At 46.5% G+C, this 24,265-nt stretch carries 28 protein-coding genes; 25 read left to right on the forward strand and 3 right to left on the reverse strand.

Going from position 1 to position 24,265, the window contains the following annotated elements; all coding sequences use genetic code 11:
* The first annotated feature begins 8 nt into the window (after positions 1 to 8).
* Positions 9 to 995: a DUF3991 and TOPRIM domain-containing protein gene (locus tag FRY98_RS03480; protein ID WP_170287017.1), complete on the forward strand. Its 987-nt coding sequence runs from the start codon at positions 9 to 11 to the stop codon at positions 993 to 995.
* A 202-nt stretch (positions 996 to 1,197) separates the two neighbouring features.
* Here FRY98_RS03480 and FRY98_RS03485 read toward each other — a convergent pair whose 3' ends face one another.
* Positions 1,198 to 2,133, reverse strand: a complete 936-nt coding sequence (locus tag FRY98_RS03485; RefSeq protein WP_148450346.1) for a hypothetical protein — start codon at positions 2,131 to 2,133, stop codon at positions 1,198 to 1,200.
* 112 nt (positions 2,134 to 2,245) lie between these two features.
* Here FRY98_RS03485 and FRY98_RS03490 point away from each other — a divergent pair, with 112 nt between their 5' ends.
* Complete coding sequence (locus FRY98_RS03490) at positions 2,246 to 3,598, forward strand: transposase (protein ID WP_148450347.1); 1,353 nt, start codon at positions 2,246 to 2,248, stop codon at positions 3,596 to 3,598.
* A gap of 48 nt (positions 3,599 to 3,646) precedes the next feature.
* Here the strand turns inward: FRY98_RS03490 and FRY98_RS03495 are convergent, their stop codons facing one another.
* Complete coding sequence (locus FRY98_RS03495) at positions 3,647 to 4,624, reverse strand: UvrD-helicase domain-containing protein (protein WP_148450348.1); 978 nt, start codon at positions 4,622 to 4,624, stop codon at positions 3,647 to 3,649.
* Positions 4,624 to 6,537 (reverse strand): ATP-dependent nuclease, encoded by a 1,914-nt coding sequence (locus FRY98_RS03500; protein WP_170287018.1) that lies wholly within the window; start codon positions 6,535 to 6,537, stop codon positions 4,624 to 4,626. Before FRY98_RS03500 ends, FRY98_RS03495 begins: the two co-directional genes overlap by 1 nt.
* Before the next feature lie 414 nt (positions 6,538 to 6,951).
* Here FRY98_RS03500 and FRY98_RS03505 point away from each other — a divergent pair, with 414 nt between their 5' ends.
* The 23 genes from FRY98_RS03505 to FRY98_RS03615 all read left to right on the forward strand — a co-directional run bounded on the left by FRY98_RS03505 (position 6,952) and on the right by FRY98_RS03615 (position 24,263).
* Entirely contained in the window at positions 6,952 to 7,434 is a 483-nt protein-coding gene (locus tag FRY98_RS03505) for a hypothetical protein (RefSeq protein ID WP_148450350.1), read from the forward strand.
* Positions 7,415 to 8,650 (forward strand): MobP3 family relaxase, encoded by a 1,236-nt coding sequence (mobP3, locus tag FRY98_RS03510; protein ID WP_148450351.1) that lies wholly within the window; start codon positions 7,415 to 7,417, stop codon positions 8,648 to 8,650. The genes FRY98_RS03505 and mobP3 overlap by 20 nt, the downstream gene beginning before the upstream one ends.
* 307 nt (positions 8,651 to 8,957) lie before the next feature.
* Complete coding sequence (locus FRY98_RS03515) at positions 8,958 to 9,662, forward strand: hypothetical protein (protein WP_148450352.1); 705 nt, start codon at positions 8,958 to 8,960, stop codon at positions 9,660 to 9,662.
* A gap of 12 nt (positions 9,663 to 9,674) precedes the next feature.
* The gene (locus FRY98_RS03520; protein WP_148450353.1) at positions 9,675 to 10,526 is read left to right on the forward strand and encodes a hypothetical protein; all 852 of its coding nucleotides are present in this window, start codon (positions 9,675 to 9,677) and stop codon (positions 10,524 to 10,526) included.
* Positions 10,523 to 11,023 (forward strand): TRAG family protein, encoded by a 501-nt coding sequence (locus FRY98_RS03525; RefSeq protein WP_148450354.1) that lies wholly within the window; start codon positions 10,523 to 10,525, stop codon positions 11,021 to 11,023. Before FRY98_RS03520 ends, FRY98_RS03525 begins: the two co-directional genes overlap by 4 nt.
* The gene (locus FRY98_RS03530) at positions 10,989 to 12,560 is read left to right on the forward strand and encodes a VirD4-like conjugal transfer protein, CD1115 family (protein WP_211373251.1); all 1,572 of its coding nucleotides are present in this window, start codon (positions 10,989 to 10,991) and stop codon (positions 12,558 to 12,560) included. Before FRY98_RS03525 ends, FRY98_RS03530 begins: the two co-directional genes overlap by 35 nt.
* Positions 12,561 to 12,592: 32 nt before the next feature.
* Positions 12,593 to 12,898 (forward strand): Mbov_0395 family pilin-like conjugal transfer protein, encoded by a 306-nt coding sequence (locus FRY98_RS03535; RefSeq protein WP_211373252.1) that lies wholly within the window; start codon positions 12,593 to 12,595, stop codon positions 12,896 to 12,898.
* A 63-nt stretch (positions 12,899 to 12,961) separates the two neighbouring features.
* The gene (locus FRY98_RS03540) at positions 12,962 to 13,192 is read left to right on the forward strand and encodes a DUF6133 family protein (RefSeq protein ID WP_148450356.1); all 231 of its coding nucleotides are present in this window, start codon (positions 12,962 to 12,964) and stop codon (positions 13,190 to 13,192) included.
* A 38-nt stretch (positions 13,193 to 13,230) separates the two neighbouring features.
* Positions 13,231 to 14,067 carry a conjugal transfer protein TrbL family protein gene (locus FRY98_RS03545; protein WP_148450357.1) on the forward strand — a complete coding sequence of 279 codons (837 nt, stop codon included), beginning with the start codon at positions 13,231 to 13,233 and terminating at the stop codon, positions 14,065 to 14,067.
* 4 nt (positions 14,068 to 14,071) lie between these two features.
* The gene (locus FRY98_RS03550) at positions 14,072 to 14,281 is read left to right on the forward strand and encodes a mercury transporter (RefSeq protein ID WP_148450358.1); all 210 of its coding nucleotides are present in this window, start codon (positions 14,072 to 14,074) and stop codon (positions 14,279 to 14,281) included.
* Between the two features lie 19 nt (positions 14,282 to 14,300).
* A complete protein-coding gene (locus FRY98_RS03555) occupies positions 14,301 to 14,633 on the forward strand; it encodes a hypothetical protein (protein ID WP_148450359.1) in 333 nt (110 codons plus the stop codon).
* Positions 14,630 to 15,067 (forward strand): prepilin peptidase, encoded by a 438-nt coding sequence (locus tag FRY98_RS03560; RefSeq protein ID WP_211373253.1) that lies wholly within the window; start codon positions 14,630 to 14,632, stop codon positions 15,065 to 15,067. Before FRY98_RS03555 ends, FRY98_RS03560 begins: the two co-directional genes overlap by 4 nt.
* Before the next feature lie 18 nt (positions 15,068 to 15,085).
* Positions 15,086 to 15,835: a Flp pilus assembly protein CpaB gene (gene cpaB / locus FRY98_RS03565; RefSeq protein ID WP_148450360.1), complete on the forward strand. Its 750-nt coding sequence runs from the start codon at positions 15,086 to 15,088 to the stop codon at positions 15,833 to 15,835.
* The gene (locus tag FRY98_RS03570; RefSeq protein ID WP_170287019.1) at positions 15,825 to 16,670 is read left to right on the forward strand and encodes a CpaE/TadZ family protein; all 846 of its coding nucleotides are present in this window, start codon (positions 15,825 to 15,827) and stop codon (positions 16,668 to 16,670) included. Before cpaB ends, FRY98_RS03570 begins: the two co-directional genes overlap by 11 nt.
* Positions 16,667 to 18,010, forward strand: coding sequence for a CpaF/VirB11 family protein (locus tag FRY98_RS03575; RefSeq protein WP_148450362.1), 1,344 nt, complete (start codon positions 16,667 to 16,669; stop codon positions 18,008 to 18,010). The genes FRY98_RS03570 and FRY98_RS03575 overlap by 4 nt, the downstream gene beginning before the upstream one ends.
* On the forward strand, positions 18,007 to 18,945 hold the full coding sequence (locus tag FRY98_RS03580; RefSeq protein ID WP_148450363.1) for a hypothetical protein: 939 nt from the start codon (positions 18,007 to 18,009) through the stop codon (positions 18,943 to 18,945). Before FRY98_RS03575 ends, FRY98_RS03580 begins: the two co-directional genes overlap by 4 nt.
* A gap of 10 nt (positions 18,946 to 18,955) precedes the next feature.
* Positions 18,956 to 19,177 (forward strand): hypothetical protein, encoded by a 222-nt coding sequence (locus FRY98_RS03585; RefSeq protein ID WP_148450364.1) that lies wholly within the window; start codon positions 18,956 to 18,958, stop codon positions 19,175 to 19,177.
* Positions 19,170 to 19,913 carry a JAB domain-containing protein gene (locus tag FRY98_RS03590; RefSeq protein WP_148450365.1) on the forward strand — a complete coding sequence of 248 codons (744 nt, stop codon included), beginning with the start codon at positions 19,170 to 19,172 and terminating at the stop codon, positions 19,911 to 19,913. Before FRY98_RS03585 ends, FRY98_RS03590 begins: the two co-directional genes overlap by 8 nt.
* A gap of 17 nt (positions 19,914 to 19,930) precedes the next feature.
* The gene (locus tag FRY98_RS03595; protein WP_148450366.1) at positions 19,931 to 20,803 is read left to right on the forward strand and encodes a secretion protein F; all 873 of its coding nucleotides are present in this window, start codon (positions 19,931 to 19,933) and stop codon (positions 20,801 to 20,803) included.
* 23 nt (positions 20,804 to 20,826) lie between these two features.
* Complete coding sequence (locus FRY98_RS03600; RefSeq protein WP_148450367.1) at positions 20,827 to 21,225, forward strand: DUF4320 family protein; 399 nt, start codon at positions 20,827 to 20,829, stop codon at positions 21,223 to 21,225.
* The gene (locus FRY98_RS03605; protein WP_148450368.1) at positions 21,222 to 21,758 is read left to right on the forward strand and encodes a hypothetical protein; all 537 of its coding nucleotides are present in this window, start codon (positions 21,222 to 21,224) and stop codon (positions 21,756 to 21,758) included. The genes FRY98_RS03600 and FRY98_RS03605 overlap by 4 nt, the downstream gene beginning before the upstream one ends.
* Before the next feature lie 123 nt (positions 21,759 to 21,881).
* Positions 21,882 to 22,466 (forward strand): DUF6550 family protein, encoded by a 585-nt coding sequence (locus FRY98_RS03610; protein ID WP_148450369.1) that lies wholly within the window; start codon positions 21,882 to 21,884, stop codon positions 22,464 to 22,466.
* Positions 22,467 to 22,532: 66 nt separating this feature from the next.
* Entirely contained in the window at positions 22,533 to 24,263 is a 1,731-nt protein-coding gene (locus FRY98_RS03615; RefSeq protein WP_148450370.1) for a DUF8193 domain-containing protein, read from the forward strand.
* Positions 24,264 to 24,265 lie beyond the last annotated feature (2 nt).

Consider the following 24,265-nt stretch of genomic DNA (forward strand, 5'->3'; position numbering starts at 1 on the left):
ACAGTCCAATGAAGATATCAAAATACCTGACCAAAGATGAAATAGCCCAAGCTAATAATATTAACTTAATCGAATTCGTCAAATCTCACGGCTACATACTCGAAAATGGTGGCCGCCGCGCGCTTCATGCGAAGCGAAGCGGCGGTCTTTACTTTTTCCGAGACAGTAATAAGTACTATCACTTCTCAACCAACACTCGTGGCGGTCCCATCGACTTTGTGATGCAATTTTTGCGAATGGATTTTAAAGAGGCCGTTGCGTATTTACTGGTGACTGACGTTCCTAAGTATCAACCAGCACCTTCCCTTCCCAAACCTTCCGGCGGCGAGCTTCAACTTCCTGATAAAGCGCCTAACAATATACGCGCAGCCTGGTACCTGATCCATGTCCGGGGTATCGATCCGGAAATCGTCTCTTGTCACATGTACGAAAAAAAGCTGTATCAACAAGGTAAGACCGGAAATTGCGTCTTTGTCGGGTACGATCAGAATGGAACGGCCAAATATTGCTCCTTGCGTGGTACAAGACCGGAACGATCCTTTAAGCAGGATTGGCCCTACTCGGATAAAAGCTATCCGTTCCATATCATCGGAACCAGTCACAACGTCTATGTTTGCGAAAGTCCGATTGATACGATGAGCCATGCAACCCTGGCGAAATTAGCCAGTCGAGACTGGAAGGCAGACCACCGAATTTCGCTTGGATGTTTGTCAGATCAAGCGCTGGAGCGATTTCTATATCATTACGACATTGAATCCATCATCTTTTGTTTGGACAACGATATGGATGCCACCTTCTACAACGGCAGTCCCGCCCCCAATTGGGGACAAGAGGCTGCTTTTAAATTTGCCCACAAGTACAGTGAATTGGGCTACCAGACCTCTATTGAGACACCACTCCTCAAGGACTTCAATGAAGATTTGAGAGCGATACGCCAAGCAAATTATGAAACCAAAATGAATTTAAAGGAAGAAGATTTGGGGTACGAGTGTTAAGATCTTTTTTTAAAAACAAAAAAACTGCCCAAGAAAATAGAGGGCTAGTATCTCTATTCTCTGTCTATACAGGGCAGCAATTTAGTAGCATTTCTTATAACGAATGACTTCCAAATGGATCGTTTTACCTCAACATAACCTCTCTGAGAGAATCTCTATGAATCATGACGCGATAATGCTCGAAACATATGCAATTTCATTTCTAATAAATTTTATAAATATCCCATCCTGCGCTTTCAAGTTCTTTTAAATGTGGTTCACTGTCCTTATGAGTGGCTATACACAATAAATGCGTTGGTCTTGTCATCCCCACGTATGCCATCTTGAGACTTTTTTTTGTCATTTCTAGCCTTGGCGGAGTATGCTTACCCTTCATATATTCGATAATCGATTGTACATCATATTTTTTATTAAAATAGGTTTCTAGGTATAAAGTGGCTGTATGAGTTTCCCCTTTTACGCTATGAACTGTTGAAACATCAATAAGAATACGATCATCGTTCTTTTCGTATATATATTGATTAGTCTTTTGATCATTCTGTAATATTTCATTTCTTGTTGTAGTGTTTAAAAAGGAAAGCAATTCTCTACTAGGCTTAACACCCATTTTCAAGCAAAAAACAGTATTTATAAAAATTTTAACCTCTTGTAATATGTCTTCTTCTTTATACATTTTTAAGCACCACTCGGTGAGCTTGAATCTGAGTTCATCATAAAACTCTTCGTGATGCTTGCTAAAATAATCATTGAAAGAAGCTTCCGTGTACGGGAGACCATTTGATCGTTTTACACCTAATATTCGTAAACATTTCAATAAGGCACCCATTATTAAAAATCGTTTGGCTTCTACAGAATCACCTTGTATTTGTTCCCTAGCCATCTTCAAATAATCATTTAAACAATCAAAATCAAGTTTCTTATTTACTCCAGATTTATTGTACTGTTCGTAATAATCACATATTGATCGCTTACTATTAGGTTGACCAACCCAACCAATAGCTTTAAAAACAGCCCCTTTGAGTTGATACAATTTGTTTTCTAGAATTAAGTCTCCAAATTTGGGCATTACTTTTGAAACGGAGGAATCATCAAACACAATTACTTTCGGTTTAATATTTGGTATTTGAATCAATTTCATAACTTCAAAGCCTTGATCTGACTGGCTTGTTTAAGCATAAAAAAGGAGAACCTCCCCAAATCTCGAAGTGTTAAGTACGACCAAAACACAGAGATGAAAGGATGAACTCCCTATGTCATATATACGACACGAGAGCTTGTTTACCCTGCAAGAGCTTTATCAAATGGAACAAAAAGATCGGTTCCGTGAGATTTTCGCTGCGATCGACATTACGCCGATCTTGCGCTTAGTCCGGAAAACATCGCGTTATGGTGCCCCGGTTGAAGTGAATTACAGAGCGATGATCTATTCCTTAATCGTTAGAATCGTTGAACGTATTCCTACGATCAAAGATTTAATCAAGCGACTCCAACATGACATTCTATTCCGCCTGGATTGTGGATTTATGCTCTCAGAAGCCATTCCTTCGGCATCTTCCTATTCCAGATTGGTGCAGAAGATGAGCCACAGCCAGGCGCTGGAAGAGATGCAAGAAAAACTGCTTCAGCAAGCGATGGCAGAATCATTCATTACGGACGATACCCTTGCCATCGATGCAACCCATATCGAAGCTCGAGATCAAGCACCTGCAAAACAAGAAAAGGAAAAACCTGAACCTAAAAAGCGTGGACGAAAATCAAAGGCTGAACGTGAAGCTTGGGTCGCTCAAAAACAAGAAGAAGAGAGCCAAAAGCCATTGTTCAAGAAAGGAATTGCTGCACAACTTAGCGTGCCCCTCCAGGTTCTAAGAGATCAAATGCCGCTTGAGCCGCAGTGGGGAATCAAGAAAAATAGTGATGGAAAAAACGTCTTCTGGTATGGCTACAAAGGTCATCTTGCCGTAGGAACCAAGAGTCAATATATCCTTGGGGCTCTGCTCTCTTCTGGGAATTTGAACGATGGTAAAGCCGCGATACCGCTTCTAAAAGGAGTGGCTTTGCAACATCCATATTTCCATTTCAACTATGCAACCATGGATGCAGGTTACGACTATGAGCCCATCTATAAGCAAGTTCGCGAAGTGAAGGCGCATGCGGTTATCGCGTATAACCATCGCCGAGAACCCGAACTTGTCGGATTCGACGAACATTTTGCCCCCACTTGTGTGAGAGAGCATTCGTACCGTTACGACAGCTACGACACGAAATATGAAACGCTCAAATACGTTCGACCGAAAGAATGTGAGAGCTGCCCATTAGCGCAAGACTCGCTTTGCCAGAAGGTGTACAAGATGAAGATCACCAGTGATCTTCGAAAATATACCGCTCCGGCCCGGGGTTCAAAACGTTGGAAAGAGATCGCTAAAGAACGCTCTGCAGTCGAGAGAGTAAATGCTTACCTCAAGGAATTTTTTCAGTTGAACAATGTGAGGCATCGGACAGGACAAAAAGCGAAAGTACATTTCAACTTGGTAACGCTGGTTTACAATGGCACGAAGTTGGCATGTGATCGTCTAAATCGCCACTTACAAGAACAAGTAGCATAATTTTCGAAAACGGTATTGCTCAAATTCGGTTAGTCTACGATTCAGTAACTAAGCATTATGAAATTGATTCATTTTAGGATTACCTTTTAATTCTTGCGGGGAGAGACAGATAGTTTTTACTCTTTCTGCAATTTCACAGGAGAACCGTTTGCTCGCTGAGATAGGCAAATATTCATCTGATACCTTCCAACCTGCTTCTAGAGAAGAATCAAAAATTGATTGGTTAGTATCTCCAATCCGTTGTACAATCACTTGATCTCGATCAAAAACTTGTTCTAATAGATCATTTTGTATTTTATTCGTGTCTTGCATTTCGTCCAAAAACACATAAGCAAAACGATCAGATATTACTTTTGCTATTTGAGGATACTTTCTCAGATACTCATATGCTAAAGAAAAAGCATCATCATAGCATAAAATCCCTTCGTTTAATATTTCTTCTTTAAAAGCCATTAGTTTAGGATAAGTTTTGCTTTCAGGCTTCATTATTATGGGCCCATCTATCTTCTTCGTAATACAAAAATCATAAAGGCTGAAGCGAAGATCGGTTAATGATACCTTATTTTTCTCAAGCCAAAACCTTGTACCATAATCCACTCTACCTGAACGTCTTTGAATATATTCGTAGTAAATATCATCGTCAATTCTCGCAACCCTTTTTCCATACTTATCAATAAACCTAGGTATAGCTAGAAATTTATTAACAAATGATTGAATTGTACCAAAATGATTCGGATATTGAAATAAAATATCCGCTTTACCCTCTAACTTATCCCTAATCTCATCAACTGCAACATTGGTATGAGTCAATACGCAAATCCCTTGATTAGTTTTTAAAGGAAGTCTACGTGCGATAATAGATAGTTTTGCAAGCAAAGTCGTAGTTTTACCACTTCCCGGACAAGCCTGTATATCCTTAGATTCCATACATCGAATAATATCACGTCTTTCGGAATCAAACACCTCACCCTCAGGTAAAAGCAGTCGTTCTGCCAATTGAATATCCACATCATCTATTACAAACATTACGTATCACCTTCTAAGCCAGCCGTAGCATAATTTATAGCCTGGACAATATAGTTAAGATTTTTATCTTTTAAAATTTTCTCTTTAAGCTTTGCTTTATCTTTCGTTTCATTTAGTATGCCTGCTAAACATTGTGCAACAATAGCCTTCGATACTTTATCGTTTTCCTTCAACATAATTCCTGTATAAATTTCAAACGCAATTTTCTCTTGGGAAAAGCCTTCTTGCTGCCACTTAGCTAAATTTGTTTCTACTTCTTGATCACACGCAACCTTTTTTTCCTCTGTTAACCCATATTTATCGCTATTTTGAATTTTCTTTGCGTAGAGTACTGCCTGATAAAATTCATTTGTTAGATTACCGCCAGTAGCTAAATCATATTCAAGCGTCCAGAACGGGGACACAAATGTTTTTACAGTTTGACCATCATAAAGCTCAACCTTTTTTCGCCGCGAAGTTTCTATTTCTTTTCGATCTGTAATATTGTCACCGTGTTGGGAAAAAGTTGGTCTAACATCATTATCGGTTATTATAGCAACGGGGATATTCATTTTTCCTAGCGTCTCATCCTGACGTTGAAAGATCCTGCTATACCTCAAAAATGCCGTACTACCCACGTTTACAAGTGTCGTACCATATTTAGATAATGGCCTGCCAATAATCTCAGCAATGGTTGGTAGAAGGAGGTGTTCTGCATCTCCTTCTACCAAAATAACTCCTTTGGCAAAAAAGAAATTCGCTTTTGTTGAATCCAAGAATCGTTCCAGAAATGAATAATCACCTACTTCTAATTTCGTACTTCCTGGATCCATCGAAAAACAATTTCCATTATTGCAGAGGATTAGATTCTTTAATGACACTTTTGAAGCAAGTACAGTGCTATGTGTAGTTAAAATTAATTGAACACCCAAATCTACAGATTCCTTTTGTAAGTATTCAATTAATCGCAACTGCGCTTGTGGATGGATGTGGGCCTCAATCTCCTCAACTAGTGCAATTTTTAATCCTGTATACTGCTCTCGATTTAAAAGCAAAAGTTCCACTGCTATAAACAGAAGATTATGAGAACCTAATCCCGACTTGTTCACTGACAATTCTAAACTTAATTTTTCTAAAATTGTTCTTAACTTCAAATCGGATATAGAGAAAATTGAATTCAATGGTAAGGTCGATGGAGAAAACTCTTTTAAATATGTATTAATTTTTTCTAATAGAAGCTTACCACTCTGATCTTCAAAAGTTTGTGTGCCATCATGCCCTTGAAAATAATGAAGAATTAATTTATTGGCTTGCTCCATTACCCTTTTCAGATGATGGTTCTCTTTGTCCTCAAAAGCTTGATGATTATCTAATATTTGAGACAGCCGCGAATTTTTCCTTGGTGCTAATTCATGTTCAGCATCACGTAAAGGTTTTAAATATGTTGCTCTTAGTAGGGCTCTTGCTTCGCTGTTCATCAAGCTGCCTTCTTCATCGGTCCCCGCCTTGACATCATAATAAACGCGTCTTCCTTTACGTCTCCCCTTTAAAATAACTTTCAAGTAAAAAGTTTTTTCTGTTCCAACGGTTTCGAAGCTCAGCCACTCAAGGAAATTTTTCGCTTCATGTGGCTTAAGATCCCTAAAAATGCATTGAATTTCTAATGAATCTGTCCGCTCCTCTTCAAGTGTTGCAACATTTGGCATATGAAAATCTTCATATTCCAGTCTTAAATAGTCATTGCTCTGTGTTGTTAAAACCAGCTTTAATGCGTCAATTATGGCGGTTTTTCCCGAATCATTCTCACCAACAATTATGTTTAATCCAGGATTAAACTTCACAAATAGACCCGGTTTAGATTTCCCTGTTTCTGCTTCAAGTTCACCTGAACCATACTTTCTGAAATTCCAAATACGTAGTTCCGACAAAAACATTTTAATTAGGCTCCTTAATGTCCTATTATTTTCATTCATTTAGAAAAAGTGTTCATACCTACAACATAGTTCGACAGAACTATCTAATTTCCTCCTAAAAATCTCCAACTGATACCGTTTAACACTTGATGTCAAGTGAATAACCTCTTTTTCAATCAAACTATTTAATTCATTGATCGACCATTACTGAAGGAGTGATCTGACAATGACCCCCTCCTCTTTTTTCCATCGGATTAGAGAACTGCCTTCCTACTCTCCAAGAGGCCCGCCTCTTGGAGAGTAGTGTAAAGGCAGGAATAGCAAAATGTCATTTTGCGAAAAAACAGCGTGGGAGCAGAGCTCCCACCGACATTTTTTAAAGTTTTCCCCCGATAAACGAATGTCGCTAAAATCCCTAAGAGGAAGGAGATGCCTTTGGCCAGGAAAGAAAAAACGGAACAGATCACAGTCAAGCTACCTAAATCTCAATATGACTCCCTCAAGAAATATGCCGCATCCAAGCATCTCAGTATGGCAGATGTGGTACGTGCCTTTATTCAAAAAGGCATGTCCGTCGAAGCCTATACCTCAGAGATCGACTTCATCACCGGCATCATCCGTCAGGAAATCGGTATCGCTATAAACGGTCTTAGCAATCGACTTGCCGGACTTGCCAGCAAAGACCTCATCATGTCCGCCGCGGCGTATTATTCAACAATTGCCATCCTGACCGACCTCATTGATACGAACCGCTACACCACCTTCCGCGAGATTGAAAAGAAAGCGCGGCGGCTGGCGGTTGAATACACCAAGATGAAGCTGACCGATGCGGAGAAGCTATTTCTTTCCGGGGATGATTTCGAACACAATCTGGAACGATTGCGCGGAGGCGATGCCGATGTCGGCGCTGATCTATAAGCAGCGCTTCTTTCATCCCAATCATCCAAAGACGGCAGTCAGCAACTACACGCACATAGGTTACATTGCTACCCGTCCCGGTGCAGTCCGGCATGAGAACAACAGCCATGGTCTGTTTGGAAAGCTCCGGCCAGGCCCACTGCAAGCTTTTGAATCCTGGCAGGAAGTGGCTCGGATTGCCCGGCAAATCTCCCGAGAAGGCAAAAATATGTTTCGCAGTGTGATCTCCTTTCAAACCGAAACCGCGCTTGAACTTGGTTTAACGAACTTCACCGATTGGCAACAGTATATGGAACAACATATCGCCACCATTGCCGCGCAAAATCAGATCAAGATTGAAAATGTATGTTGGGCCGCTGCCTTTCATAACGAAAAAAATCATCCCCACTTACATGTCGTGTTTTGGGATCGATCGCAAACGATCATGAAGAACTTCACGCATCCTGAAATTCCAAACCGGATACGCAAACAACTTATCAAAGACACCTTCACTTATAAAATCAAACAATTTTGTGCGCTTCGCGATGAAGCAAAATCCGATATTTCGCAAGTAACGGACCGTATCGTGGACGAATTTGAAGCCTACCTGAAACGGTTGAATCCCAAAGCGTTCCGCGCATTTCAGCATCGTTTTGAACATGAAGACGAGGACTCCCTTCTGCGTTTCCCCAAACACCATCTCATTCAACCTTCTTCCGTTAAGCAACTGGCGAACCGATTGTTTGAACTACGCCTCCACCTACCTCCAACTGGAAGGTTGGCCTATCAGTTACTTCCTATAGAAACAAAGTCGTATCTGGATGAGTTGGTGCAGGAATTGCTGCGCGACAACCCTTATTTGGCCCAACTGGTCGAGGATTATGTACAGGCCAAACTGGAGCTTGCCACTCTATATACCTCCGACCCCGAACGATTGGGGAAACAGCGCGACAACTATCAGAAAGAAGCCGAGAAGCGAATAGCCAACCGCATCCTGTCCACGCTTCGCACTATCATCAAGTTAGAGAAGGAGTCGACCGTTGCCATTCGGCAAGCGGATCGCGAGCAGGCGCTGGCAGAGCAGTTGCTTTTGGAACTGCTGACCGTGATGGAAAGCCTTTCTATTCGTACCCGGATGGATGTGGACGACAAGATCAGCGCGATGGGAGGCGAACTGTCCAAACAAGCCAAGAAAGAGTGGCTGCTACGCCACATAGACCAAGGTATGGAAAGATAACGGAAGTTTTGTTTGCACGCTCTTGGTAGCGTGTTTTTTTGATTATATACGAAAGGAGCCATTCGATGTATTTTACAGATGGAAAACTTCGACCTTTTGAACAGCTCATGCGCCAGTCGCCGCGTCGCTCGTCGTCTGGTAACGAGCAACAAAAGAAAACGTCTCCGTCCTCCTCGGAAACTCGTTCCTCCATGAAACCAAAAAAGGAAAAGCCTAATGAAAATCACTGATCGATTACTGGAAATGCAGCGTTACCAATTATCGAACGCGATGATGGGCTGCAATAAGCCTTCAGGGAGGGACTCTGTTGAAAAGCAAAAGCGAGTTTTACAAAACCTTCTTCGCCGCGCTTGCCGGGCAAGGAATTGAGGTACGACGCTCCACTTCTGCCGACTATTTGGCTGACCTTTATCTGAAAGACCAGCTCGTCGCCTTTTACACTCGCATGGACAGCATCGAACGTAACCCCTTTGTCACCGTTCCCGACCGGCTCATGAGCAGCATCCAGGACTTGGCCCGCAAAACGGCGTTGCAGCTTGGCATTTGCACCGAAAAGCCCTACACAGACAAGGATGCTAAGATTGCCAACGGTGTTTACAAGCTTTGCGAATACGGCGATGTCGTCCTGGCCTGCAAGCATCATCCGCTCTTCGAGTACGTTTTTTCCACTTACCGACTTGCTCCAGAAAATGGTACGCCTGTGCAACGGCAATATTTTTACAACAAAGAAGCGGCCATGGAGAACTTTGCAAGTCGAAGCGGACTTGTAGATGAAAGAAAGCTATTCACGGAAGACGAACTGATGTTCATCCATGATGAAATGGTCAAATTCCTGATCACACCCAATGACAAAACCATCGAGCAGTTTGAACAGGTGCAGATCCTGATCGACAGGCTGGAAGATCTGTTGCCTGCCTTAAAAGATCGGGAAATCCATCTGGATTATGAGCAGGAATTTGCCCATGATTACGACGGCAACCCGGAAGCGTTGGAAGTTGCCGAAGAGCGCTAAGGAGGTATCCCTGTGCCAAGACCGGAAAGCTCCATTTGGGGCAACATTTTGACCTGCGTGGAGGTTGGCCTCCATATTTATGCCATGCAAGCCGAGCGGAACAGCGGCCTTGTCCTGGAGGCGGATTATGCCCGGGATGTCTTGAGCGAGGAGGCGCTGCAACTTGGCAACAAGGAAGGCGAGCACATCTATTTTGACGATGTAAAAAGTGTCGTGCCTGCTTATGAACTCGCTAAACAAGGAGTGCTCACCCACCCGGAGCTAAGCGAGATCACGGAAAACCCGGAGAGGCTCGCAAAGGAAGGGAAATATTTCGCGCCGGAGTATTTCGGAGCGTTTGAACCGCCACAAAACACGCCGTGGAATGTATTTGCCAATCACCAGCCGCTGGATAACGGGATCTATTTCGTAGAACGAGACAGTCAACCGATGCTGGCCGTTCATCAAGTAATCGGAGAACAGTTGCTTTCGGATATGGCATTGCATCGGGCCATCGGCCAAGGTGAATACCTGCTGTATTCCCTGGACGATTGCGCCATTCCCATTTACGAACTATCCGCCTCTCACCCTTCCGTTGCAAAACAAATTGTAAGTGATGAAAGTTTGGCCCATACGTTATGCGAGGATGAGCCGGCATATGTGGCCATGCACAACTTGCATACGGAAGAGTGGGGACATATCCATGACTGCCCAGCTCCCAAATCACTTTTTCTGCAAATCCAATTGGATCGCGCCGCCGCCCAAGAAGAAGCAAATCAACCAAATTCGGTTGCCTATACACAGAACAGGCAGCCCACTTTCCTACAGGCGAGAGAACCGGAACATGACGATTTCTTTGAACCAAACGGTGAATGGGAACCGTGAAAACAAAGCAGAAGATATGGATTGCTGTATTGCTTTTTACCGTGGGCGGCGTGCTTAATCTATTTATTAGTACAGCTATTCATCGCTTACTATCTGGAACATCGACCCGCTTGGTTGTCCCGCCTATTGCCGATTGCCTCGATAGTTTGCTTACCACTCGTCCAGATTTTCTGCTCTTCGGTTGCATGCAAGGCTTCGTACTGTTGCTGGCTGTTCTCTACTTTCTTGCGAACAGCCAGCCCTATCAAAGCAAGTTGCGGAAAGTAGCTCCGGGCATTGAAACGCCGGTTCCAACCGGGCAGCACCAGCACGGCTCGGCCCGCTGGCTGCAGGAAGACGAATGGCCCCGTGCGTTTGACCATTGTACGCTTGAGCTTCGTCACCCCTCGATCCGGCATTTGCTCAATACCGGCTACGACGACTTACAATTTTTAAAATCATCCGAACGGGAGGAACGATCCGATGCCATTTCATCCGAAGACGATCCCCAAAGCTGATTCCATGCTTAACGTGAGCAGCGGCGGCATTGTGTTGGGTTTGCAACAAGAACGTGGACGGGAACAACTATATTATGTAGGCGACGATGTTCATACGCTTTGCATTGGTGCAACGAGGAGCGGCAAATCCCGTTCGGTCGTACTGCAATCAATTGGCCTGCTCGCACTGGCCGGGGAATCGCTGGTGATTTCCGACCCGAAAGCGGAACTGTTTCATTACAGCGGCCCCTTGCTGGAAAAGCTCGGTTACGAGGTTTTGACGCTGGATTTTCGACATCCTGAAAAAAGCCACCATTACAACCTGCTTCAGCCCGTAGTTGAAGCAACGCTTACAGGCGATCAAGAGCAGGCAGAAATGCTGGCCTGGGATATGACCAATGTGCTTGTCGGCAAAGCCCAAGGCGAGAAAATTTGGATCAACGGCGAGATGTCCGTCATTGCCGCCTCCATTCTGAGCGTCGTTTGGGACAACCTGAAGCGGCCAGAATACCAGAACATGACCAATGTGTACTGGTTCTTAGCCGAAATGAACAAGCAAATCGGCAATAAAACACCCATGCAAGAATACATCAAGCGCTTGCCACAGCAGCATCCGGCCCGGGCGCTGCTCAGTATTTCCGACATCGCCCCCTCGCGCACCAAAGGCAGTTTCTATACTTCCGCGCTAACGACGCTTCGACTGTTTACATCCAAATCCATTTACGCCATTACCCATAAAAGCGACTTTTCTTTAGCCGAACTTGGCTCCAAGAAACAGGCGCTTTTTATTATTCTACCGGACGAGAAGACGACTTTTTATCCCGTCGCTTCCCTGATGATTTCTCAGCTTTATGAATTGTTAACTACGGAAGCGGATAAACGTGGCGGACGGCTGAAACGGCGTGTCAATTTTCTGCTTGATGAATTTGGCAACTTCACACCGATTGCCGACTTCACCAACAAACTGACGGTCGGCGGCGGGCGCGGGATGCGCTTTAACCTGTTTGTGCAAAGCTTCGAACAGCTCAAAGAGAAATACGACGATCATGTGGCAAGTACGATCAAGTCAAATTGCCAGACGTGGATTTATTTGCAGGCCGACGACCTGGAGACGTTGCGGGAAGTCAGCGAGAAGCTCGGAACTTATACAACCTCTGGCTACTCGCTATCTGCCTCGCACGGAAAATACTCGACGCCAAGTACCTCCCACAGTCTCAATCTGCTAGAACGTAAATTGCTGACCGTTGACGAGGTGCGGCGCATTTCACGCCCCCATCAACTTGTCCTCTCCCGAAGTCACCCAGCTATGATGTTCGCTCCCGATCTCAGCGTGTGGGCCTTCAATCGGATGATGGGTCTTGGTGACAAAGAGCATAACCGCCGTGTGCGAGAAGAACGGGAGAACCGCAGGCCCATTCTCACGGACACAAGAGAGGAGGTGAAGCTGTGGAACATATGGGTGTACTACCAGAAGGATATCGCAAGGCAACTGGCCGAACAACAACGCGCGGCGACAGCGGCACAAAACGGATTTCCGCCTTTTTCCTCCGACGAATGAAAGCTTGGAGTCATGCGGCATGGCGTCTTGCTGTGGCATCCGTCACCTTTGGCATGGTTGGATTGGCATCTACTCATCTGGCTTATGCGGACGGCGTGAAGGACAGCAAGCTGGCCACTGGTACGGAAAAACTGATCGGAGACGTGACGACTTGGCTGATGATTTTGGCTCCGATCGTTTCCGGGTTGCTCATTATTTACTTTTCCATCCGCCGTTCGGCGGCAGATGAAATGGACGTGAAAAAGTGGAACAACCGCATCATTGTTGCGGTCGTCTCCTGCATCGGAGCCGTACTTGGCTCGGCTACGCTCAACATCATTATCGGTTACTACAAGTAAACAAGCCTGCTGAACTTCGGCAGGCTTTTCCCATTCCACTATCCAAAACAGGAGGCTTTGACTATGAAACAATGGCTGAAAGAGAAAATGATCGGTGCTGTAATCAGAACCAAGCAAGCCATCCATAACCGCCGCGGCGAAGGGTTTGTCGATACGGCGGTTAAAATCCTGATGGCCGTCGTCATTGGAGCTTTGGTATTGGCCGGGCTGTACATGCTGTTTGGCGAGACCATTCTTCCGACGCTGAAGCAACGTATTCAAGATATGTTCAACTACAGAGGGGATCTGAAATAGAAGCGGCGTTCGCGCCGTTTCTTAAGTAAGGAGGAGCCGTGGATAAGATTCTATTGTTGCTTATTGTCGCCATCCTGAACGGCGCGCTCGTCTATATGGATACGTTGCTTAAGGACATCATTCCGATTTCCTTGTATGCCGAACGGTACATGACGCTTTCGACCGGCGTTGATCTTGCCGAAAGTCTGTACGAAATTCTGTTCAGTTTTGGCGTGGCCCTTATGATTCTTAAGTTTCTCAAAAAGGGTTTTGAAATTTATATTCTTTGGACGGATGGCGATCCCGATGAAGAACCGCTATTCCTGCTTACCAACTTTTTTCGGGCATTGGCCGTCGCCATCTGCTTCCCCACTGTCTACACCTGGCTCGGGCAAATGGTTGAAGACCTAACGGATCGGCTACTGAATGTCATTGGCCAAACCACCAACTACAACTGGCAAGTCTGGATTGACAGCATCAGCTCAATGGGTTTGGTAACGGCCATTTTTGGCCTTATTTTTGTCGTTTGTTTCTTCATCCTCTATTTTCAGTTTTTGATGCGCGGGCTAGAAATGTTTATTCTACGTGTCGGCATTCCTTTGGCTTGCGCGGGGTTGCTGGATAATGACCGGGGAATTTTCCGCGCCTACGCGCAGAAGTTTATGCAGTCTATGCTCGCGGTTGTCATCCAAATCGGGCTCGCAAAGCTGGGCGTTGGCCTTATGCTGCAAAACCATGTGTTTTGGGGCATGGCCTGCATGGTACTGGCGATCCGAACGCCGCGTTTCCTGTCCGACTTCCTGATTACAACCGGCGGCGGGGGCGGCGTGGTCAATAATGTCTACCACAGCGTCAAACTCGTTGGCATGGCCCGCAAGCTCATGAAAGCCGGGTGATCCCATGTCAACGCTGGAAGAACTGGCCCAGGCGATTATTATACTCATTCGCCTGGGCTGCGTCTGCCGCTTCATTTATTGCATGGTTCGCCTTTCTGGAGCCGACGAAGAAGCTACCAAGTACAAGAAGCGTGCCCGCAATGTCGTCCTGTTTTTTGTCCTTGCAGAAAGCATCTGGCAAGTAAAGGATTTAATTTTCTACTACTACAAGTGAAGGAGATTGCTCATCTAAAATGGAACAAGATCAATCCCTGTACATTCCCCTTGGCGTCAAGCCCGAAGCCGAATGGTTTCCCGGCTTCGGCCAGCATCAACTTGGGCAGACCGCTATCGGGACGTTAGCCGCCCTCGCCATTGCCCTATTCATTTGGTTGACGGGCGGCAATGTTCCGCTTACCGTCGTCACTTTCTTGATTGGCGTTTCCGCTTCTGTGATGATGACGACCAAAGACAGACACAATTTATCGGTATTGGATCAAATTACGTTTATGATTCGCTTTGCCAAAGCACAGAAATTTTACCCGTATCGAGGCTTGAGCGATTGGCAGATGGAGACCAGGCCGTGATTCTTGCAGAGCCGTTTCTCCTCATCCAAGGCATTCTATTCGCTTCACTCCTTCTCATCGCCAGCTATCACGACATTCGAATGCGTGAGATCCCGGATTGGGTTCCGCTTGCCATCACCGGAATTGGTTTTCTTCACAGCTTCCTCGTCTCATCCTTCGTCGGCCTACTTACCACAAGCTTGCCTTATCTGCTTGCCGCTGTTTTCACCCGAGGCAAGATTGGCGGCGGCGACATCAAGCTGATGGCCGCCTGCGGCTTTGTGTTAGGGCCAATTGGCGGACTACTGCAAAGTATTGCAGGATTATCACTCGTTTTGTTGTTCGCTGCCAGCATTTCTTTTCGCCAAGGATTCAAATCTGCCAAACAGACTGCCCTCCCGCTTGTTCCCTTTTTAGCGGTCGGCGGTCTGTTTGCGTTTGCTTTTCAAATGTAAAAAGGAGGCCATTGGTTTATGAAATGGTTTAAGAATCGAACCGTTTTAGGGGCAAGCTGCATTGTCCTCTCGCTTATTCTATGCCTCGGTATTGCTCCGCTGCTCAATCGCGGCGCCAGTGAAAAAATCGCCATTGTCCGCATGGTCAAAGATGTGGGTAAAGGAGAAACCATTACCGCCGATCAAGTCGAAACGGTCGTTGTCGGAGCGTACAACCTGCCTTCGGGCGTGCTCAAAACAGACGATCAAGTGATCGGGCAGTATGCCACTTCAGACCTAAAAACTGGCGACTACTTGCTTCCATCCAAGTTATCAGCAGCTCCTATCGACGCTTATTTAACCCGTCTGGATGGACAGAAGCAGGCGCTATCCGTGACCATTAAAAGTCTCGCAGCAGGTTTGTCGGGCAAGCTACAACCCGGCGATATTGTCAGTCTGATTGCCGCTGACTATGGCGATCTTCGAACAACAGCTATTCCGCCAGAGCTGCAATATGTAGAGGTGCTATCAGTCACAACAAACAAGGGCTCAGACGCGCAATCTGGCACAACCAACCCGAAAGACGAAGATGAAAAGGAACTGCCTTCCACGTTGACCTTACTTGTTTTGCCACAGCAAGCAATGCTGTTGGCCGACGTCGAAAATAAGGGAAAACTGCATGCTGCCCTGGTCTATCGAGGAGATACAGAGACGGCAAAACAGTTCATTGAAAAACAGGATACCTACTTCTCCTCGTCCAAACAGGAGGGCGCCAGCCATGAGCAATAAACCTCTGATTGTCATTTGGGGCAATCCATCCAGTGGCAAGACAACGGCTACCGTCAAGTTGGCTCAAGCGCTTGCAGCTCATCGAAAAAATGTGCTTGTCATCTTTAGCGACGCCCTCTGCCCATCCATCGCTACCATCGTTCCTCAAGAGGCCAGCAAACAGCAGTCCCTGGGAGAGTTACTCAGTTTGCCTTCACTCACGCAAGAAGATTTACTTCGTTATTCACTCTCTCTCAAAGATACGCCATATGTTGCGCTCCTTGGCTACAAGAAAGGAGATCATCTCTTTTCTTATGCCAATTATAGCCGGGAGCGAGCCATTGACTTGCTGACACTCGCGAGACATACGGCCGATGTCGTTCTCGTGGACTGCGCCAGTTATGTGTCTGCTTACTTGCTTTCAACCGTTGCTTTGGAAATGGCTGATACCGTGTTTCAATTTCACACATGCGATTTAAAAAGCATGCTATTCTACGCCTCTTATTTGCCACTACTTTCCGATACCCGCTTCAAACAGGGCAAGACCATTCCCATTTTGTCCAATGTGAAACCCGAACAGGATGGTCCATCCTACAGCCAAGTTGTCGGCGGTGTCCGTTTCCTTCTACCCCATGTTCCCGCATTGGAACAACAAATGATGGAAGGCAAGCTGCTGGAACCGTTATCCGGCAAACAAGCCGCAGCGTATGGGCAGAGCATCGATAAAATGACTGGGCTTATCATTCCCGAGGATGTAAAAAAGCCACGTAAAAAACCAAAAGAACCAGTCATAAACGTAGCGTCTATCGCTCAGCGGCTAAAAGAACTTTGGAACTGGCGAGGTGCGAAGAAATGAATCAAGCTGACATTTATTTTTCCAGCCAATCCAAATCGTTTCAAGACGTATTAAAAGAAGTCCAAGCGTACCTCTCCGGTAAATACGCGACCCTGCTTAGCAGCCATCCTGCAGAGCAGAAACAGCAGATTATTGCTTACATCAACCAATACTTGACCGACCACCGTTTGCATGTACCGGGTCTGACGTTGGACGAATTGATTGATCGGCTGTATGCCGAAATGGTCGAATACTCATTTCTGACCCGCTATTTGTTCTCAAAAGACGTTGAAGAGATCAATATCAATGGGTATAACGATGTCAAAATCAGTTATACGAACGGCGCAATCCTGTCTGCCGAGGAACAGTTTGCGACTCCCGAGCACGCCGTCAATGTGATCAGGCGCTTGCTGCATCAGTCCGGCATGATTCTGGATTATTCGCAACCTGTTGTGCGCGGCCATCTTGCGAACAATATCCGCATCACGGTCTTTGGGCCTCCTGTGACCGACAAAGAGAAAGGCATCGCTGCGTCCATTCGGATCGTCAATCCGAAAAAACTTGCCAAGGATGATTTTATTCGCAGTGGAACGGCTACCGGCGAGATGCTCGACTTTCTTAGCCTGTGCCTAAGATACGGTCTCTCCATTTGCGTTACGGGCGCAACCGGAAGCGGAAAAACGACGCTAATGAGCTGGCTGCTCTCCACCATTCCTTTTGATAAGCGTATTTTCACCATCGAAAACGGTGCCCGCGAGTTTGACTTGGTTGTCATGGACGATGACAGGAACGTTCTGAACAACGTGGTACACACCGTCACCCGGTATAGTGAAGATCCCCGGCAAAACATTGACCAGGAAAAACTGCTCGAATATGCGTTGACAGCGAATCCTGATATCATCTGTGTCGGTGAAATGAAATCCGCTGAAGCGTTTGCTGCCCAGGAAGCAGCCCGTACCGGTCACACGGTTATCACGACGACCCATGCCAATTCATGCCTCGCCACCTATTACCGGATGGTTACCCTTTGTACGCAAAAATACGAGATGAACGACAAAACGCTATACAACTTGGTTACGGAAGCGTTCCCAATTGTTCTGTTCGTTAAGAAGCTGGAGGATAACGTCCGTCGGATCATGGAAATCACGGAATGCCGCATCCTTCCTGACGGTACACGTGAAGTTGTCCCTTTATATCGTTATGCCGTTCACTCGACTCGGGAAGTCGGGGAACTCATTCGCATCGAAGGGGATTATGAAAAAGTAAGCGATATTTCCCCCGGATTGCAGAAACGTCTATTAGAAAACGGTCTGCCACTCACTGAATTGCAACATTTGAAAACGGGAGGTATCGACGCATGACCGTTTTATTGCTCCTATCTTTCATTGGTCTGTCTGCCGGAAGTCTGCTCCTCCTTCGGTTATCCCCGCGGCTTCTGATTCAGGCGTTTGCCGCACACATGCAACGTCAGCAAACACGCCAAGCACCATTAGCCAAACAAATTCGTCATGTGAAGCATCCCAAAAAACTCAAAGGCTGGCGGGCCACCATAGCCGAGGCAACCGCCATTTTGAAGCAAACTGGAAATCAGCAGCGGACTGGCTTACTTATTGCCCTTTCCCTGTTGCTGGCCGTTGCGGGCACGATCCTGGCTTTGCTGACACACAATCTTTGGCTACTGCCGGTTCTTGCTTGCGGCTTAGCGATGATACCCTTTTGGACGGTGCTGTTTACAGCAACCTTTTACAAAAAGAGGCTGCATGCCGAACTGGAGACGGCGCTTTCCGTCATTACCACTTCTTATCTGCGTAGCGAAAATATTTTGTCCGCTGTAGAGGAAAATTTGCCCTATCTGAATCCGCCTGTATCCGATGTGTTTCAAGCCTTTCTCGCGGAGTCCAAACTGATTCATACGAATCTGCATTTGGCGCTCACGGAGCTTCGCAGCCGCATTCACAATCATGTTTTTCAAGAATGGTGCGACGCGATCATGGCTTGTCAGGAAGATCGGACACTGAAAACGACGCTCATGCCGATTGTAGCCAAACTGTCGGACATGCGCGTCGTTTCCGCCGAATTGGATGCGGCGCTATATGAGCCGCTCAAGGAGTTTTTGACGATGGCCCTTTTGCTGATTGGGAATATTCCGCTTCTTTATTTTCTCAATCGGGACTGGTATCGCGCCCTCATGCACACCACACCCGGTCACATCGTGCTGGCCCTATGTGCTTTGGCTATCCTAATCTCTTTGGCGGCCGTGATCCGGCTGACTCGTCCGCTTGATTATCAAAGGTAGGTGGAATGTTATGAACGACAGAGATTTAGCTTTACTGCTTGGGGAACTGATTGAGGCCGATGAAGGAGAACGCACCTGCCTGGAGCAACGAATTCGGCAACATGGCCTGGACGGTTTTTTGAGGAATCTGGGCAAGGATTCGTCATTTTCCGCCGAAACCTTGGAAAAGCTTCGCGCCGTTCAGGGGATCGTCAGCAAGACATGGCCGGAAAGGAAGAAATCGGATGGATGAGCTTCATACCATTGAGAGATATATGACCGATTTTGTCCAAGCCATCCACAAGCTGACCCGCATCCCGTTACACAAATTGGAGGCGTATGGTACCGTCAACAATTTGATGAACGTCCTCGAACATCCACTCGTCTTGGAACCGACCGCTTCGCAGCTCCAAAAAATTGAGCAGCTCAATGCATTTCTCAGAGCATATCGCGTGGTGAAATGGGAGGAAGAAAACGCCAAGCGGCATATCCGTTCGCCGAAGCAAGCCGGCGATTACTTTGCTACACTGCTCGAAGGCGTGCAGGACCGGGAAAAGTTTCTCGTTGCGTTCCTTGACAACGGAAACCGGATCATCGAGACTCGAACTTTTGCAGAAGGAGGGATCGACCATGCGCTTGTCCATCCTCGCGCCATTTTGAAAGCCGCTCTTCATTGCGATTGCGCTTCCCTCATTTTTGCGCATAACCATCCAGGCGGTACCCTATCCCCATCGCCGGAAGATGTGCAGTTAACAAGACGTTTGGTAGATATTTTTGATCCATTGAATATCAAGGTTCTCGATCACATCATTATCGCGGGCAACGGATACATCTCATTGGCCGAATCGGGTAATTTGCCGAACGTCGCGGAAAAGCCCTCTAGCTATGAGTCCATCCCCCTCCGCGCCATGGAACGCAGTGATTGGCCTATTCAGGAGGATGAGTTGGCCTTTGTGAACGACAACCTGAATGATGAATGGGAACGATAAAGGAGGTGTCATTTGTTTTGTCGGGAATCCTTTTCGGTTTCTGCCTATCCTTTGCTGTCGGAGCCTATTTTTTGCTTGCTGACTTGCTGCATGTCTCAACTCGTGCTAACACAAAAGCGATTTTGCAAACAGCAAAAATTGGGAAGGCAAAAACAACATTCTTTCAAGTGATGATTTTTCGTCTCTCTGCTTTACTGGCCAAACGATTACCGCTTAGCGATTACTATAAGCGGAAGACGGCCGCCACACTCCGATCCGCTGGTATCTCTCTAACCCCGGAAGCTTTTCTTGCAAAAGCGATGGTTAAAGCTGGCCTGTTGTTTTCCGCCGGGATCGCGTTGCTTCCTTTGCTCCCGCTACTCTCTCCCTTGCTTATCTTTTTGGCCATTGCGCTTTTCTTTAAGGACTTTCGCTCAGCTGATGAGACGGTACGAAAAAAACGTGAACAGATCGAAGCCGAACTGCCACGCTTTGTCGCTACAATAGCCCAGGAGTTAAAGGCATCCCGCGATGTCCTGCGAATATTGGAGGTATATGCCCAGCATGCCGGGGAGAGCTTGCGCCACGAACTTCTGATTACCATTGCAGATATGAAAAGCGGAAGCCTGGAAACCGCTTTGCTGCGGCTGGAAACCCGCATAGGCAGCACAATGTTATCGGACTTGGTACGCGGTTTACTGGCCGTATTGCGCGGCGATCAGGGCGTTGTCTATTTTGAAATGCTGGCGCATGATTTCAAGCTGGAGGAAATTCAGCAGCTTAAACGCATCGCCCTGAAACGGCCCGGGAAAATTCGCAAATATTCATTTCTGATGCTTGCCTGTTACATGCTGACTTACATGGTCATTATCGGCATGGAGATCATGAAAGCCATTGGCAAGCTGTTTTGATTCGTTCAGAAAGGAGGCTTACCATGCTACCCCAAGCGATTCGTTCCCGACGCGGCGAAGGCTATGTCGATGTCGTTGTTATCGTGCTGGTGACAATGCTTTGCATTGGACTTGCGATTAAAGTCTTTCCGGTTTTTATGGCACAGCAAAAACTAAACACCATTGCAAGTGAATTAGCCCGTGAAGCGGAAATTTCGGGAAGAGTCGGCCCGGAAACTTCTCAGAGGGCTATAGCGTTACAAGAACAAACCGGACTGCATCCCTCCATCGCATGGAGCAAGACCGGCTCGATACAAATTGATCAGGAAGTCATGGTTACACTGCACATGACCGTGAATATCGGCTTGTTCGGAAATTTTGGCTCCTTCCCCATTGAGCTTACCGCAACGGCCACTGGAAAGTCCGAGGTGTATTGGAAATGATGCGGCATTGGAGAAATCGTACCGGCAGTGGATACCCGCTTGCGATTACAATTGTGCTTGCAATTTTGCTTCTGTCCTGCGTCATATTTGAATACTTTCGGCTTGCCATTATCGCGGCGCAGGTGCGGAACGCCACGCAAAGCGCCATTATTGCCGTGGCGACGGAAAACTACAGTCTGGTCTATAATGGCTTGCGGCAAAGCTATTCAGGCGGCTTTACCCGTTCCGGCAGCCATTGGCAAGAATCATGGACAACCGGCGATCTATACAGCCGAATCAGCCGAGATTTAGGACTCATCCAAGAGGGAACTCGCTATGTACGAAAGTCGTCTGAACATATGGAATACAGCATTTCAAACCTTGGTGTACGTGTAATCAATACCCCGTTTGCTCCCGCATCGCCAGATTCGATTCGTCAGTTCACCGCCGAAGCGCTGATTCATCTTACTGTGCCTTTATCCTTTGGCTGGGGACATTTGCCCCCGATGGAAGCAGATTTACAGGTTCAGGCCGTCTATAGACCCCGATTTTGAATCAAGCTGATCAGCCTCTTTTCACTAAGCAAGATCGCCGTTTCGATTGGAATTTACAGAATTATACAGTATAATAGGAGTAACATCCTTTCTGATTATTATAAGAAAAGGAGATGACACAACATGAAGCGTAAAGCTTTGATATGGACAGGCAGCATCCTTCTTGCAGGAGCCATCGGTATTTGGGCGATTAATATCGGGAACGGCAATTCCGGCGATGTTGAACCCGTATCGACTGTTTCCCCATCCCCTAGTCCTTCCGCTCCAGTTACAATATCCGATGTTACCCCTGCTCCTTCTCCCGAGACACAGATTTCGAGTCCGCCGCCTATCACAGTTCCAGATGTAAAGCCAGAATCGAAAACGGTTATTTCAGAACCACCGGTGCTCCAACCGGAGAAAGAAACCAAACAAGTCGAAGTACCGATTACCAAACCGAAACCGACACCGAAACCGACCGAACCTCCCAAGCCCAAACCTAAAGCAACTGACAAGCCTCAATCTCCCAAAACTCCTCCGACTTATGATGAGAAGGAAACCCAACCAAATAAGCCCAAGCCTAGCAATGAACCGAAGGCCGGAGACAAAAATGAGAATGGGAAGGTTTTTGTTCCTGGTTTCGGATGGGTGGAAGACTCTGGTCCAAATAAAGGTAGCAAGAGTAGTTCGGATGGTGATTGGAATAAACAAGTGGGTACGATGGATTAACAACAACATTTAAACAAACGGTACAGGCAAACGCCTGTATCTTTTTGTTTTTGGGAGGAGATTCAATTGAAGCGATTCCTCTACTTGCTCTTTTTGATATTCATCATGGTATCCCTCTTAAATTCTTCTGTATATGCGGATGGAGACGGAAACATTGACAACGGCGGAGGGGGCATGGGTTCGGGAACGTCCGAAAATAAATGGACGCCTGGTTATGATGGAGTAAGAGTCACGATTGTTCGAGCAACAGATGATATGCCCATTTCAACTCCAATTGATTACTCGAACAAGCAGCCACCGACTGGACTCGTTCATTTTGGAAAGGTTAGCAAGCTTCATTATCGTAAAGGGACAGCTCTAACAGCACGCGTAGGAGGCTATGCGTATAAAACCCCATTACCTCCAATGCCGCGCATTATTAGCTCCGGCGATGCCGTTACCGACATCGAAGTGATCAAAGCCTATTTTTGCTCCGAAGGCGCGGTCAAAATGATTGCCCACGATACTGGAATCGACTACGAAACCTTAACCAATGGCAATTACAAGCTGCTTCTGGAACCCATCGCCTATTTTACTTTTCAAGGCGCATTTATGGCGATGACGGCTCATGAAGCCGCCTTGTACGATCTGCAATTAAGCGGCGGTCTTCGCTCGAAAATGGTCAGCCTTACCCATCAAAACCTGCCACTTGCTATGTTTCTGGAAAATGCGGATCTTGGTTTTCCTGCATGGAGCGGTTCCCGAAACGGCAGGGTAAGCAACGATCAAATTCTGACTTCACTTGGACTCGGCATTGTCCGTTTTAAAGATGCGCCAACGACGCCACCGCCAACAAATCAGACGAGTGTGCAATATCGTACCAGCACGGAAGTAATTACTTCTGTCCGCCTCTCCACATCATCTCAAATTAATCCCAAAGCTCCAGCCAGCGTCACGTTTCGCATCATGGGCAGCAGTTATACGGTATCCAACATCGTCATTCCTGATGGAGACAGCCAGCTCGTCTGGGTGAAATGGCGAACCCCTAGCAAGCCTCAAACCGTTACCATTCAAGTGAGCGCAACCGCAGGATATTTGAGTGAATCGTCGATTACCGCCTCCATTGTTGATCTCGATCAGAATACCCCTCCCGATCCGAAGGCCACGGATCGCAATGACAGCTTTAAGCCCCCTACGGTTCCCGGTTATGCGGCTAAAACTTCCGCTTCCTGGGGAATATGGTCCGCGAAATGGCATGAGTATTGGGTATGGATTCCCAATTGGCGCTGGATTAGTACCGGGCCTGATTCTGGCTACTGGCACGACTTCGGCCACTGGGAAGATCAAGGTTGGTGGGATTATACCTGGACAGGGTACAGTGCCTCTCTTTCTGCTAATCAATCCGTTTTATCTGACGCCAAATCGCCAAATCCCACCGCTACTCGTATGAAGTCCGGGTATGGCATCGAAATGAATACTTCCACGATTTTATCTTCCAATGCCCACAGTACCCACATCACAGGTGCTCAAAACGCCGTTTCCTATTATCCCGAATTTAACTATCAAACGTACTGGCGTCTGCACCACCTAAAATCGAGCGGTCTTAGTGCCACCTTCTGGTTAAAGCCAAACGATTACTCCACATATCAAAGTCGGGTCCACTTTACGCCGATCTGGTTTCCCGATGGTTCCTACACTCCTATCACTCGCATTTTGGATGCATGGACCCCAGACGGCATGCTCACGCTACAACTTCAAAGTACGATCACCATTTCGGATAACCTGTTTTCCGATTGGCATATTGCACCGCAAAAATAGAG

Origin of the sequence: Paenibacillus faecis (assembly GCF_008084145.1) — a bacterium.
GTDB lineage: Bacteria > Bacillota > Bacilli > Paenibacillales > Paenibacillaceae > Fontibacillus > Fontibacillus faecis.

What these genes read in the sequence shown, in the direction of transcription:
- FRY98_RS03480 (WP_170287017.1), top strand. Translation starts at nt 9, where the DNA reads ATGAAGATATCAAAATACCTGACCAAAGATGAAATAGCCCAAGCTAAT.
- FRY98_RS03575 (WP_148450362.1), top strand. Translation starts at nt 16,667, where the DNA reads ATGAATCAAGCTGACATTTATTTTTCCAGCCAATCCAAATCGTTTCAA.
- FRY98_RS03530 (WP_211373251.1), top strand. Translation starts at nt 10,989, where the DNA reads ATGCCATTTCATCCGAAGACGATCCCCAAAGCTGATTCCATGCTTAAC.
- FRY98_RS03590 (WP_148450365.1), top strand. Translation starts at nt 19,170, where the DNA reads ATGGATGAGCTTCATACCATTGAGAGATATATGACCGATTTTGTCCAA.
- FRY98_RS03555 (WP_148450359.1), top strand. Translation starts at nt 14,301, where the DNA reads ATGGAACAAGATCAATCCCTGTACATTCCCCTTGGCGTCAAGCCCGAA.
- FRY98_RS03490 (WP_148450347.1), top strand. Translation starts at nt 2,246, where the DNA reads ATGTCATATATACGACACGAGAGCTTGTTTACCCTGCAAGAGCTTTAT.
- FRY98_RS03570 (WP_170287019.1), top strand. Translation starts at nt 15,825, where the DNA reads ATGAGCAATAAACCTCTGATTGTCATTTGGGGCAATCCATCCAGTGGC.
- FRY98_RS03610 (WP_148450369.1), top strand. Translation starts at nt 21,882, where the DNA reads ATGAAGCGTAAAGCTTTGATATGGACAGGCAGCATCCTTCTTGCAGGA.
- cpaB (WP_148450360.1), top strand. Translation starts at nt 15,086, where the DNA reads ATGAAATGGTTTAAGAATCGAACCGTTTTAGGGGCAAGCTGCATTGTC.
- FRY98_RS03550 (WP_148450358.1), top strand. Translation starts at nt 14,072, where the DNA reads ATGTCAACGCTGGAAGAACTGGCCCAGGCGATTATTATACTCATTCGC.
- FRY98_RS03585 (WP_148450364.1), top strand. Translation starts at nt 18,956, where the DNA reads ATGAACGACAGAGATTTAGCTTTACTGCTTGGGGAACTGATTGAGGCC.
- mobP3 (WP_148450351.1), top strand. Translation starts at nt 7,415, where the DNA reads ATGTCGGCGCTGATCTATAAGCAGCGCTTCTTTCATCCCAATCATCCA.
- FRY98_RS03540 (WP_148450356.1), top strand. Translation starts at nt 12,962, where the DNA reads ATGAAACAATGGCTGAAAGAGAAAATGATCGGTGCTGTAATCAGAACC.
- FRY98_RS03495 (WP_148450348.1), bottom strand. Translation starts at nt 4,624, where the DNA reads ATGTTTGTAATAGATGATGTGGATATTCAATTGGCAGAACGACTGCTT.
- FRY98_RS03605 (WP_148450368.1), top strand. Translation starts at nt 21,222, where the DNA reads ATGATGCGGCATTGGAGAAATCGTACCGGCAGTGGATACCCGCTTGCG.
- FRY98_RS03485 (WP_148450346.1), bottom strand. Translation starts at nt 2,133, where the DNA reads ATGAAATTGATTCAAATACCAAATATTAAACCGAAAGTAATTGTGTTT.
- FRY98_RS03500 (WP_170287018.1), bottom strand. Translation starts at nt 6,537, where the DNA reads ATGTTTTTGTCGGAACTACGTATTTGGAATTTCAGAAAGTATGGTTCA.
- FRY98_RS03580 (WP_148450363.1), top strand. Translation starts at nt 18,007, where the DNA reads ATGACCGTTTTATTGCTCCTATCTTTCATTGGTCTGTCTGCCGGAAGT.
- FRY98_RS03600 (WP_148450367.1), top strand. Translation starts at nt 20,827, where the DNA reads ATGCTACCCCAAGCGATTCGTTCCCGACGCGGCGAAGGCTATGTCGAT.